Raw genomic sequence first — 11330 nt, forward strand, 5'->3', positions numbered from 1 at the left:
TTTTTAAACAATTCTTTCCAGGAAAATTTTTCCACTTTTGGCACTTTGCAAAAAGAGAGCCTATTTTTTCTATTAAACTAACGCCAAAGCTTTTGGCTTTTAGTAAATATAAAATAATATTTATATAAGGGAAAAAATATAATAATAAAATTTTACTCATAAAAAGGATGTAAGATGGAATATAATATTGAAGAACAAAATTTAGACCCTACACAAAATACTAAAAAAAAGACAGGGAGACCAAAAAAGGGGAATAAAGATGAAGGGGTATCAATAATGTTTAGACTACCAAAAGATATAACAGATAAAATAGATAGATATGCGAAGAAATACGAACTTACACGAAGTGCGATTATAAAATTCGCTATAATCGATAAATTAAATGAACTTAAGGAGGAGTAAATAATGGCAAATAGCATTAATATTTCATTGTTTCCAAAAATTAATACATCCAAAATAGATGTTGTTTCCTTAGCAAATGTTCCATTTTTAGGACTTATGAAAGGTTTTTGGAGTGGGGAAGAGGATGAACTTAAAGAGTATTAGAAGCTCATCAAATACCCATTGTAAATTCCTTTAAAAGTCTTTATGAGGCAGAAGAGTATGTAACGACTATGTCTTAAGCTTTTATCTCACATAAATATTCAGCCATTTGAATCCCCTTTAGAATCTATTCATATGGCAGTAGAGAATATAAAAATACAAACAAGCAAAATGTAAGTAGATTATTGACAATTTATTCTGAAACAGAAAGAAGACAAAGAGAGATTAAAAAACAGGAGTGGGTGAGCAAGGTCAGCCTCGCCACTTGATTAACGACCTTAATTTTCTCCGTCCTGCTGATATAATTATAACTCAAAAAAGTAGAGAATATCAAGATACAAACAAGCAAAATATAAATAGGCTATTGATGGGAGATATTGGAATCAGAAATGATAGTGGAATAAATGTAATTTTCCACGCAAATGAAAAAAGATATAGTAATTGATGGTAGGGACGCCCACACCCCCTACACTCAAGCCCAAAGTCTTGACGGGCGACTGGTTCAAAAGAACATTTCATCAATTACTAATGAGAATATTATATCGAATTTAGAATCCAAAAATCAACCCAAAACACCCATAGACTTTCAAGCAAAATTAAAAGAATTTACTGAAAATAAACTCCAAAACAAGAATCCTTCTAAAGACAAGGAGAGGGGAATATGAGTGAGCAAGAAAGAGAACTAGCCTTATTCAATCTTGGTAAAAGCCTTGTAGAGCTTTTGGGGGAAGAACAAGCTATTGCAGATTTAAATCTGCTTTATGAAAGACACCCTGAAATGTTTAGAGATAAACAAGAAGTAAAAGAAGTGATTGAAAAGGTGGTAAATGAGCCTGAAATTATTGTTGATGCTACACACTCTAATAAAGATATTGGAATATTTAAAGCATTAAAAAAATTAGATAACGAAAAAATGGGAGATATAGTTATTAAAAATGATAGTGGGACAAATGTAATTTATCACGCCAATAAAAAAAGTATTGCCAAACTAGCCAAATTTAAAAAAGAAGGGCAGATATTGGTGGAGGCGTCATCTGCAAAAGCAGCACCCACAAGGTCAAACCATTACGCTAGTAAATCATTCGATTTACCTAAGTGCAATAAAGCACCTTCAATATCTGCTACTGAAATTATACCACAATCTAACAACATTCCTTCCACTTCTAAACTCTCTCTTCTCAAATCTCAAGCACAAGAGAATAGCAGAAATCAAGAATCACGCAATACTGATTCTATGATTTCTGTTATTCAATCTAAAGAAGAATTATTGCTTGAGATGAATAAAGAAAACAAAGAAAGAGAGTTGAAAGAGGAAGAGAATAATCATACTAATACAAGAACTATGCGATGAAATATAAGCCAAATAGCCAAAAAGCTCCACTCTCTGAAGAGAATGGAGCTTACCAAAATCTTGATTAAGAAGTCCATAATGGATTTCAACGCATTCATTTTTATCCATCTTGCCAAATGGACAGAGAATTATACCGCAGTTTTTAAATGAGGAGAGAAAATGAAATACAAATAAAAACGAGGTATTTACAATGTGAGTATTAAAAAAAGAAAGGAGAAAAGTATGTCATAATTTTAATTATTTTGTTAAAAAAATGGATAGTTATTATGACAAACAAACAATTATTGAAAGTTCTTGATGAAATCGATGAAAAATTCAAAATCTCTGTTTTGAGTGCTAAACAGCTAAGACTATTTTTTCCCAATGAAAGCAAAAATGTCTTTTCTGTTGGATTGAATAGACAAGTCAAAAATGGCTTAATTATCAAGCTTTGCAATGGACTATATTTTAACAAAAGAAGTCGCCATATTCCTCCAAATTTTTTGGAATATGTTGCAACTAAAATTAGACCTAAAGAGACATTCTATCTTAGCTTGGAAAGTGTTTTGAGTGAAAATGGACTAATTTCGCAAATCCCTAATCGTTTAATTTTTATTTCTTCTTCCAGAAGTCAAACATTCCATACTGCTTATGGCATTATTGAATTTGTCAAAACCTCTAAAAGAGAGTTTTTTAATAAAGATAGTGGAATTTTCTATAATGAAAATAGAGGAATCTTTGAAGCAAGTGTAGATAGAGCCATAAAAGATTCCTATAAGCATAGGAGAAGTATTGATTTGTTAGAAGAACAATGGAGGAAAAATAATGAGTGATTTAGAAAATATCGCAGTTTCCTATGCTTTAGAGCTAGGCAACACTAAAGATGCAGTCATTAAGGAAATTTTGCATTATGATATTTTGCAATCTTTGAGCCAATCAGATATAGCCAATGATATAGTGTTTCAAGGCGGAACTTCTTTGAGGCTTTGTTATAACAATAGCAGACATTCAGAAGATTTAGATTTTGTATTAAGAGATGGCGGAGTTGATTTTGATAGAGTTTTATTTAAAGAGTTTGAAAAGATTTTTGTTGATACAATGAGAGCCAAATACAATTTAGAGGCAGAATTATCATATCCCAAAGAAAATGAAAATTTTGTGAAAAAATGGACTGCAAAAGTATTTTTGCCAATTTCCAATAGAAAAGCTAAAATCAATATAAAAATTTGTGATGTTCCAAGTTATGATAATAAAGTGATGAATATCATTAATCATTATTCTCTAAAAAATAGTGATGACTTAATGATTAGAACTGAAAGTTTAGAAGAAATATTAGCTGATAAAATCTTAGCTTTAGGATGCAGTAAATATATCAAGTATAGGGATATTTGGGATATTAAGTGGCTTTTAGATAAAAATACCCCAATTAATCTTGATTGGATTAATAATAAAATATTTGATTACCGTGCTTCTGATTTTCCTATAAAACTTGCTCAAAAATTAGAAGAACTACAAGAAAACAAAGAAACACACAATAATGGTTTCATTAATGAGATGAGTAGGTTTGTGAAACCTGTTTTGTTTGAAAAATGCAAGAAGTTTGATTTTTTTGAGGAAGCAATTAATGGAGTTTTAGAAAATGGAGAGAATGTTTTAGAATTGCTAAAAGAGCAAGAAAATATGAAATATCTGCGATGGTAAAGGGGGAAGTATTACTAAGCTTGGGCTAGGATACCTAGCCTTTAGCTAACTCCTGCTAAATGCAGGAGTTGCAATTAAGCAAATTAATGCTATAATTACAAAGCAATACATTATTTCACCTCCTTTTGGAGAAGAAATTTCCCTTAGTGAAGTCGCAATTCACTAAGGAATCTAACTTCACCACACAAATTCACAATCTAAATTCAAACTCTATGTAGAATATTTTAAATTTTAGGTATAATTCTCTAAAACGTTTCTGTTTCTTTTTCATAGAAACGCCTTTAGTTCGGATTTTGCCGAGCCTTGTTAGTCATCTAACTTGGTTCGGCTTTTTTTGTTCATAAATAGTTATTCAGCTTATGCTCGTTGGCATTCAGCCCAACTGCTAAAGCAATTGAGATTTGTGCCTAAATAAGGTTAAAAAGGGCAGGGGAGATAAAGAAGTCACTATCTCTCTTTAGTGTAACTTCAATGGAATTTTGCAAGCAATTAAGTAAATAAGAGTTAGAAACCATACAATGAGTTTGGAGTGAAAAAATTATGGATACAAAAAATATTATTCAAATGCTTTATTATATTATCAAAAATGGAAAAAAACCTTATGATAAAGTCAGTCTTTTAAAGCTTGTCTTTTTCTCTGATAGGTATCATTTAAGAAAATATGGCAGGAGTATATCTCACGATACCTATTATGCAATGAAGCACGGAGCAGTAGCTTCTAATGTAAAGGATATTCTAAGTCAAAATTTTGAGAGTGATGAGGAACAAGAATACTTTTTTAACTACATTGGCATATCTGATAACAAGTATTACATTACTAACAAAGAAAAATCTTTAGAAATGCTATCCAAAACTAATGAAGAGGCAATGGATTTTGCTCTCAAACACTTTGGAAATATTGAAACTTTTAAACTTGCAGAAATCTCACACCAATATCCCGAATGGAAAAAAATGAAGCAATTGTTAGCTGGTGGTCTTAAGAGGCAAAAAATGAATATCATAGATTTCTTTTTAGATTCTAAAATAAAAGATGATCCATATCAAGAAATACCGCAAGATATTGTGGAAATGTCAAAGGATTTTTATCTAGGAAAATTTTAGTTTGAAAATGCCACAAGAACTTCTCATAGAGGCTATTAATGATGCTTTTGCGAATAACAAGATTTATTTAACACTTTATTATATTGTCTGATTTTTTGTTCTATTTGCATTTCATTCAATGCACTCAATTGGCTACAGCAGGGAGAGCGAAGAACCGATAATATCTTGCGATAGACAAGTGTTAGGAATAATGAACAAGAGATAAAATTAATTAATTTTTAAGCTTATTGTGTTAGAATAATAAAACTTAAAATAAAGCAGAGTGTTGACCGAACACATTGCGTTTAACGCAAGGCGATAACAGACAAGGCAATGACTCTGTTTTATTCTTTTAATTTCTTTTCATAAATGCTAAAGTAAAAATCATTCCCAAATATTGTAAAATTACCCTGTATCTTTTTATTTTGAGATAAAGAATTAAATTTTAATTCTCCTATTTCAAAATCTTCATTTTTTCCATTTTTGGCACACTCTGCTTGAATATTCCTTTGTGTTTTGCTTTGATGGATGTGATGGTTTGTAATAATTTGCTAGTATCGGACAATCTCAAAAGTCCTAAAAAAGATATGATATAATCCTTCCTTGTTTCTATCAATATGCCTTAAACAATGTCTTTGTAATGCTATTGCCAAGTTTTGAGGTGTTGGATCGTAATCTTTGTTTATGATTAATTTGAAGCAGTATTTATGGCGTCTTATAAAAAAATCACCATCTACTAATATTGCTACTTTTTTTAACATTTTAAAACTTTAAGAAGAATTGAACCGCTTAGACATTTTTATATCGTGCGGTTCATATAGTTGAGGGGTTGCCATAAATGCTATCGAGTATATTTAAGGTTACTGCCAAAACTTTTATAGAAAAATTATAATATAAAAATGTTAATAAAAACTTTAAGCAATTATCAATAGTCAATTTCATTTTCTTTTATAGTTTTACTTTGTTTATTTAATTCTTCTAAGATCTTTGCAGATTTTGGCACAAAAGAGCTTTTATAATCTTTTTGCTTACTCATCTTTTCTATTTCTTCCATAACAATCCCATTATCTTCCCTTAATGCTTCTAAATAATCTTTTCTTGTGTATTTTGGAGTGTTATCTCCTGTAATACTTTTAGCTCTGTAATTTCTAGCTCTAATTTTTGGATTTGTGCATTTTGTTGAGATATAAATTTATCTAAGTTATTATAAAAGTTATTGACTTTTGTTATAAAACTTCTAAAACTTACTTCATTTGCTAAAGATAAAAGCTGATTATCTTACTTATATACTAAATTTTCAGGTTCTACAAAATCTTTCCATCCAAAGTTGAAATATAGAAACTAAGTGTGTTTAGTGATGTTTTTTCTCCTCTAATGAGTAAGTCTTTGTATTCAAAAATTTATACAATCAAATTGTCTCTAAAGGCGGAAGCATAGAAAATGTTGAGAATTATTTTAGGAAAAGAGACTTATTTTGTAATAGGGATTGTTCCATTAATAAAAATAATATAAATCACATTCAGAGTAATTTATATTATTTTAGAGATTTGATAGAAGAATTAGCTTTGAAGCGTAAATGAAAATGAAAAAAGGAAATTTTAAAATATCTCACTGTGAGAACCCACATTAATGCAAGTTAGAATAAGTTTATTATCTTGCTTTTTATAATTTTTTCTATACTCTTTTAAAACTCTAATTTCACATTTCACGCATAGTCTTTTATATTCATCAAAGTTTTAAAAGTTTCATATTTCCCCATTTTCTAATTTTTCTAAAGCTTTTTTCATGGAGCTTTCTTTTTGTTCCTTTGGAGTTTCAAACTCTATCAAGCGATAAGTTGCTTTAAATTTTTAGCCAAACTCTCAAAAACAGGTAAAAAATCTTTATCAAATCCACTAATTTCAATCTTTAAAGACATTTTATATCCCTTTAAAGCAATTTAATGATAAAATCGCCCCTAGAGCTTTTTGCTTTAAGGGGTAGTTAATATTAAGCTAATTGCTATTAGAATAACAATGATTTTAATCATTATGTGTCAAATCTCCTTTCAATGAAGGTAGATTCAACCTAGTGAAGGTAGCTACTTCACTAGGAAGTAACCTTCACCGCCCAATGTATAATAAAATTATGCGAATTGAATCATAAAATCCTAGTTTTACAACTCTATTGCAATAAAAGCAAAACAATAAAATCCAATGTTAAAAAAATCAAAAAATTTTAACATTAGTAAAGACTTATGTTAAAAAAACTCAAAAATTTTAACATAACAGTTCTTTACTCAAAATCTCAAAAAGCTTTACATTGATATAATATTTCTTTTTTTTTGAACATTAACGCATTCTAGTAATTTTAATTCTTCACAAATTTTAAGATATTTTGAGGAAGTTTGGCGAGTAATTTGTAAAGTTTTTTCTAAAGATTCTATTTTTGTATAAGGATATGCAAAAAGAGTATCTATTAAATCTTTGCTGTATATTTTGGTATTATCTTTTAAAGTCTCGCTATAATTATTCATTGCTTCTTTAATATCTTTATTGCTTAAAGATTCTAACATTTTTTTGATTGAATAAAAGGTGATTAGTGCTATTGTATCATCATGCATAAAGTTCTGAAATATTTTATCTTGATAAAAGCAAATTCTTATTATATATTATACGCTTAATATTTAGGGAGAATGCAAATGAAAAAATCTATCAATAGTTTTATGCATACTTATTCAATCGCACATTTTGATATGGATTTTAATAGACGCCAAGTGCTAAAAAATTTAAGAGATATAAGTTTGCTTGGTATAGGAAGTGTATTGGGGATACATTTTTTTAGAGATTTCAAACAAATTTTATCTCCTTTGCAATCTCAAGTTTTAGATACTGCTCAATCATTTTTTGATTCTAATGTCCCACAAGCCATACTTTCTTTACCTCTTGAATCCTTTTTTGTTCCTCATGAATACGCTTCTATCTTAGAAACTAGGCTAACTAGAGAGCAGGGAAACAAACAAGGCTTTATTATCCCATTGGCTTTTGATAATCATACAAAGCATATAAATCGTTATCTTCCTGCACCAATCAAACATATAAACTCACCATTTTTAAGTTATCATTATGATACATTAGAATCTTTGTGCAAAGATTTGGAAGCTGAAGGTTTTTATATGAGAATGTTGAATGGGGATTTTGTATATACAATACAAAAAGAATTGTTTGTGTTTTTGCAAGATAATATAAAATACTTTAAATCCAAAGAGGCATTGTATAATGAATATAAAAAAATGGAACAAGCAAGTAATAATAAAAGTGATGAGGATATTCCACTAGCCATAGAAGCTTACCATAGAGCAATGGACTATTTAGATAATTTAGCACAAGGAGATTTTAATACTTATCTACAAAATGATAAGATAAATTCCTCTAAACATAGAGATTTTTTAAAAGATTTAGAGATTATAGGGAATAACAACCTTAAAGCATTGTATTTAGGAATCAATGCAAAACAAGAAAGAAAAGACAAAGGAATGATAGAAGCTGATTTTAAAGAAAGCAAGAAAAGAGCTATGAATCAAAGCAATGATAATAATGGCAATATAAACAACAAATTAAGCATTAGAGAATCTCGCCCTAAACTTATAGGGAGATTAGCAAGTATGATTGTGGATACAAGAAGGGTGGATAGTAGGGGAGGGGAGGAAGCAAAGATAAAGCAAAATCTTTGAGTAGAGAACTTGAATAAATTATAGGGTGGATTCTAAAACAGGTGGAGAGACAATAGAGATAAACAGCAGAAATCCAAAAACAAACATTAGAATTCACATAGATAAATAGGGGTAGCAATGGTATATAAAGTATTTAAGGAATTCAAAAGAAATAGCGTAGAGATACTACCAAACTATGAAATAAGCAATGCAGTAAAGAAACATCAAACTAAGCTTGAAATATTTCTTACAAATCCAAATATTACAAAAGTGGATATTTTAGATTTTTTTGAGCTTAGCGGATTGTGCTATTATTGTGATTCGTATCGCTATGGGAATAAATTTGAGTGTGATAAGCTTTTTTGGGAGATACCAGATTCTAGGCTAGATTCTCCAAAGCCTACTTATATCAGTGAATACATTAATATTATAGGGCAATTATTCTTAGCAGGATATATTGATTTTCTTTGTGATTGGGATGATGATAGAGATAAGATAGACTATCCCACCAATCTCTCTTATTACAAAGAGGACAAATACCAAGCTTGGATTTATTTTAGGGACAATTTCTTTTACAAAGAAAGATTTTTAAAAAAATACGATGATAACTATAATGAAATAATAAAAGCTCCTTGGGATACACCAAAATATTGGAGTGAATATAATATCTTGGTAGCAAGAACTCCTAAAGGCACAAAATACTTTGATGAAATCTTATCCCCTAGATTCTACAACAAATACAAAGACCTAGAAGTAGAAATAGATTCTAAGGGCAATGTGATTCGTTGGATAGGGCAAATCAATCGATAAATCAATGACTTTAATTATCAAAAAGCAAATAATAATTTAGCAAAAGCCATTAAAGCTATGGCAAAACCTTTTAAAGTAAAAGTAAAAAAGCAAGATAAAACCCATTTATGATTATTACTTATTCAATGCTTCTTATTTTATTTTCTCTTTTGGAATATTCTTTATTGCACCTCCAATGTTTTTTACTCATCAAGTAACCCCAATATTCTAGCCTATGTCCCATTGCCACCTTTGAAACATTCAAAAATACGCTATTTCCTTTAAGCTAAATCCCTCATTATAAAGCTCTCTTAACTATAAATATATCAAAACAATAAAATCGTGTGCTTTTTTAGCAAAATAATCTAGCAAGAATGAAAAAGTAAGTTTTTAAATATATTATAACCTTATGCGTTATATCATTCTATTAAAATTTAAGGAATGGCATTGATACTTAGTTTTAAAGATAAAGAAACAGAATCTTTTTATCATAGCGGGAAGTCTAAAGTATTCCCACAAGAGATTCAAAAGATAGCTTTATTAAAGCTGGATGCTTTAAGCTATGCAACAAATATAAAAGACTTAAAAGCCCCACCTAGCAATCATTTAGAAAAGTTAAGTGGAAATTTGCAAGGATTTTATAGCATACGCATTAATGCCAAGTATTGCATTATCTTTAAATTTGATACCAATGCCTATGAAGTTTCAATCCTAGATTATCACTAAGGAGAGGCTATGAGAGTAAAAACACACGCAGGAGAAATCCTAAACGAACTTTTTTTAAAAGATTTAGGAATCACACAAACAAAATTAGCAGAATATCTAGGCGTTAGCTTCCGCACTATCAATGAACTAATCAATGGCAAAAGAGCAGTTAGTGTGGATATGGCTTTAAGATTAGCCAAATTCTTTGATACCACGCCTGAATTTTGGTTAAATGCACAAAATGCCTATGATTTAAGTAAAACAAACACTGAAAAAATAGACAAAATTAAAAGCTACTTGGAAATTGCTTAGTAGGTCGTTAAAATGACGACCTTAGAATTTTTTAAACTATCTCTAAATATCTTTTGATTTTTTTAGCCCTATTAAATCATATCTTGTATATTTTTTTCTAAATAGTTTATTAAAAATTGTTTTATTGCTTCTGTATATCTAGTATTTGTTTCTAAATGCATAGGCTCTAAAGCTTTTGTGAAATCTTCTTTGCTAAGTGTTAATCTATTTTTGTTACTTAATGGATAAAGAAGTCTTGTGATATGTGTTTTTTCTAGTTCTGATAACTTGAATTCAAATTTCAATTGAAGTTTTATAAAAAGCTCATTTAACCCTACAAAACCACTCATTATATGTAGCTTTCCACCTCTTTTTTAAATTCTTCTATAAAAAATTCTTTAATTTTATCTTGCGTGATTTCATTGGTTGTATATTCAGAATAAACTTCTTTCCAAGGTGCTTCACTATGTGTTTTATCTACTAGCTCTTTTGCTGAAATGTTATAGCGATTAAACACAAATGGTAATGTATCTAAATGTTCTTGCGTATAAATAGAGCTATCAAAATTGTCTAATTCTTTAAAATCAATCGCTAAATTTCCATAAATCTTAAATCTATCATATACTTCTTTTACTACTGGTCCATATTTCCAAGCTTGTATTTTCTCATTAAATAAAGGTATTTGATATGTAGCTAAGAAATGACCTTGTGCATAATAGAGCAACTTTTGCATTTTTAAATTTGAAATTGTGTCTCCTGCTTCTAACTCTCTAGCTCTAAAAAGAAAATATAAAGAGACTTCATAAGCTTTTAGTGTTGTCATTTTTGCTTACCTAACTCAATTATTTTTGGAATTAATATATCTACTTTGGACTTAAAATTTTATTAGAATTATATGTAATATTGGTTATACTTAACGAAATTAAAAAATGTTAAAATCTACTTTAATCCCAGTCATCAAAAAATGACAACCTTAGATAAATCCTACTTTGGTGGGAAGTGAAAGGGGTTAGAACTTTTTCCAAAAAGGAAATAGTTGGAAATTTTTAAAAAATATTTGTAAGAATAATTACCAAACAAGCTTTATATCCCAATAGCTAAAGCTAGGGGCTTTAAAGCCTCTTAATGTTATTTTTAATTTCTTTTTAAGAAATAGATTAGGGTTTTCCTTGAAACAAATCGAAGCGTGTCTCGATTTAA

14 protein-coding genes and 1 pseudogene are annotated in these 11330 nt (G+C 29.2%); 11 read left to right on the forward strand and 4 right to left on the reverse strand.

The window, feature by feature from the left end; genetic code table 11:
- Positions 1-174 precede the first annotated feature (174 nt).
- From JJQ98_RS08555 to JJQ98_RS08585, 7 genes are all read left to right on the forward strand, one after another.
- Positions 175-402, forward strand: coding sequence for a ribbon-helix-helix domain-containing protein (locus JJQ98_RS08555; protein WP_054198803.1), 228 nt, complete (start codon positions 175-177; stop codon positions 400-402).
- A 3-nt stretch (positions 403-405) separates the two neighbouring features.
- A complete protein-coding gene (locus JJQ98_RS08560; protein WP_155462912.1) occupies positions 406-546 on the forward strand; it encodes a hypothetical protein in 141 nt (46 codons plus the stop codon).
- Positions 547-965: 419 nt separating this feature from the next.
- The gene (locus JJQ98_RS08565) at positions 966-1208 is read left to right on the forward strand and encodes a hypothetical protein (RefSeq protein WP_054198805.1); all 243 of its coding nucleotides are present in this window, start codon (positions 966-968) and stop codon (positions 1206-1208) included.
- Positions 1205-1894 (forward strand): hypothetical protein, encoded by a 690-nt coding sequence (locus tag JJQ98_RS08570; RefSeq protein WP_054198806.1) that lies wholly within the window; start codon positions 1205-1207, stop codon positions 1892-1894. Before JJQ98_RS08565 ends, JJQ98_RS08570 begins: the two co-directional genes overlap by 4 nt.
- A gap of 266 nt (positions 1895-2160) precedes the next feature.
- Positions 2161-2706, forward strand: coding sequence for a type IV toxin-antitoxin system AbiEi family antitoxin (abiEi, locus tag JJQ98_RS08575; protein WP_054198807.1), 546 nt, complete (start codon positions 2161-2163; stop codon positions 2704-2706).
- On the forward strand, positions 2699-3574 hold the full coding sequence (locus JJQ98_RS08580; RefSeq protein ID WP_054198808.1) for a nucleotidyl transferase AbiEii/AbiGii toxin family protein: 876 nt from the start codon (positions 2699-2701) through the stop codon (positions 3572-3574). The genes abiEi and JJQ98_RS08580 overlap by 8 nt, the downstream gene beginning before the upstream one ends.
- A gap of 540 nt (positions 3575-4114) precedes the next feature.
- Positions 4115-4675, forward strand: coding sequence for a Panacea domain-containing protein (locus JJQ98_RS08585; protein WP_151105320.1), 561 nt, complete (start codon positions 4115-4117; stop codon positions 4673-4675).
- Positions 4676-5579: 904 nt separating this feature from the next.
- On the opposite strand, the pseudogene JJQ98_RS08590 reads toward JJQ98_RS08585, so the two are convergent.
- Both JJQ98_RS08590 and JJQ98_RS08595 read right to left on the reverse strand, forming a co-directional pair.
- Positions 5580-6054 (reverse strand): annotated as a pseudogene (locus tag JJQ98_RS08590) (hypothetical protein); the annotation flags it as partial.
- An 896-nt stretch (positions 6055-6950) separates the two neighbouring features.
- Complete coding sequence (locus JJQ98_RS08595; protein WP_210670817.1) at positions 6951-7208, reverse strand: hypothetical protein; 258 nt, start codon at positions 7206-7208, stop codon at positions 6951-6953.
- A 126-nt stretch (positions 7209-7334) separates the two neighbouring features.
- Between JJQ98_RS08595 and JJQ98_RS08600 the strand changes: the two genes are divergently transcribed.
- The 4 genes from JJQ98_RS08600 (at position 7335) to JJQ98_RS08615 (ending at position 10151) form a co-directional block, all read left to right on the forward strand.
- The gene (locus tag JJQ98_RS08600; protein WP_151105322.1) at positions 7335-8366 is read left to right on the forward strand and encodes a hypothetical protein; all 1032 of its coding nucleotides are present in this window, start codon (positions 7335-7337) and stop codon (positions 8364-8366) included.
- Between the two features lie 117 nt (positions 8367-8483).
- On the forward strand, positions 8484-9155 hold the full coding sequence (locus JJQ98_RS08605; RefSeq protein ID WP_151105323.1) for a hypothetical protein: 672 nt from the start codon (positions 8484-8486) through the stop codon (positions 9153-9155).
- Positions 9156-9581: 426 nt separating this feature from the next.
- Entirely contained in the window at positions 9582-9860 is a 279-nt protein-coding gene (locus tag JJQ98_RS08610) for a type II toxin-antitoxin system RelE/ParE family toxin (RefSeq protein WP_151105324.1), read from the forward strand.
- Positions 9861-9869: 9 nt separating this feature from the next.
- On the forward strand, positions 9870-10151 hold the full coding sequence (locus JJQ98_RS08615) for a HigA family addiction module antitoxin (protein ID WP_151105325.1): 282 nt from the start codon (positions 9870-9872) through the stop codon (positions 10149-10151).
- Positions 10152-10222: 71 nt separating this feature from the next.
- Here JJQ98_RS08615 and JJQ98_RS08620 read toward each other — a convergent pair whose 3' ends face one another.
- Both JJQ98_RS08620 and JJQ98_RS08625 read right to left on the reverse strand, forming a co-directional pair.
- Positions 10223-10480 carry a hypothetical protein gene (locus JJQ98_RS08620; protein WP_054198767.1) on the reverse strand — a complete coding sequence of 86 codons (258 nt, stop codon included), beginning with the start codon at positions 10478-10480 and terminating at the stop codon, positions 10223-10225.
- On the reverse strand, positions 10480-10953 hold the full coding sequence (locus JJQ98_RS08625; protein WP_054198766.1) for a Panacea domain-containing protein: 474 nt from the start codon (positions 10951-10953) through the stop codon (positions 10480-10482). Before JJQ98_RS08625 ends, JJQ98_RS08620 begins: the two co-directional genes overlap by 1 nt.
- Positions 10954-11330: the final 377 nt, after the last annotated feature.

Origin of the sequence: Helicobacter pullorum NCTC 12824 (assembly GCF_017979475.1) — a bacterium.
Classification (GTDB): Bacteria; Campylobacterota; Campylobacteria; order Campylobacterales; family Helicobacteraceae; genus Helicobacter_D; species Helicobacter_D pullorum.

Excerpts from the sequence above, each read along its gene's own strand:
- JJQ98_RS08625 (WP_054198766.1), bottom strand. The coding sequence starts at position 10,953 with ATGACAACACTAAAAGCTTATGAAGTCTCTTTATATTTTCTTTTTAGA.
- JJQ98_RS08560 (WP_155462912.1), top strand. The coding sequence starts at position 406 with ATGGCAAATAGCATTAATATTTCATTGTTTCCAAAAATTAATACATCC.
- abiEi (WP_054198807.1), top strand. The coding sequence starts at position 2,161 with ATGACAAACAAACAATTATTGAAAGTTCTTGATGAAATCGATGAAAAA.
- JJQ98_RS08555 (WP_054198803.1), top strand. The coding sequence starts at position 175 with ATGGAATATAATATTGAAGAACAAAATTTAGACCCTACACAAAATACT.
- JJQ98_RS08565 (WP_054198805.1), top strand. The coding sequence starts at position 966 with ATGAAAAAAGATATAGTAATTGATGGTAGGGACGCCCACACCCCCTAC.
- JJQ98_RS08605 (WP_151105323.1), top strand. The coding sequence starts at position 8,484 with ATGGTATATAAAGTATTTAAGGAATTCAAAAGAAATAGCGTAGAGATA.
- JJQ98_RS08585 (WP_151105320.1), top strand. The coding sequence starts at position 4,115 with ATGGATACAAAAAATATTATTCAAATGCTTTATTATATTATCAAAAAT.
- JJQ98_RS08595 (WP_210670817.1), bottom strand. The coding sequence starts at position 7,208 with ATGTTAGAATCTTTAAGCAATAAAGATATTAAAGAAGCAATGAATAAT.
- JJQ98_RS08580 (WP_054198808.1), top strand. The coding sequence starts at position 2,699 with ATGAGTGATTTAGAAAATATCGCAGTTTCCTATGCTTTAGAGCTAGGC.
- JJQ98_RS08570 (WP_054198806.1), top strand. The coding sequence starts at position 1,205 with ATGAGTGAGCAAGAAAGAGAACTAGCCTTATTCAATCTTGGTAAAAGC.
- JJQ98_RS08615 (WP_151105325.1), top strand. The coding sequence starts at position 9,870 with ATGAGAGTAAAAACACACGCAGGAGAAATCCTAAACGAACTTTTTTTA.
- JJQ98_RS08600 (WP_151105322.1), top strand. The coding sequence starts at position 7,335 with ATGAAAAAATCTATCAATAGTTTTATGCATACTTATTCAATCGCACAT.
- JJQ98_RS08620 (WP_054198767.1), bottom strand. The coding sequence starts at position 10,480 with ATGAGTGGTTTTGTAGGGTTAAATGAGCTTTTTATAAAACTTCAATTG.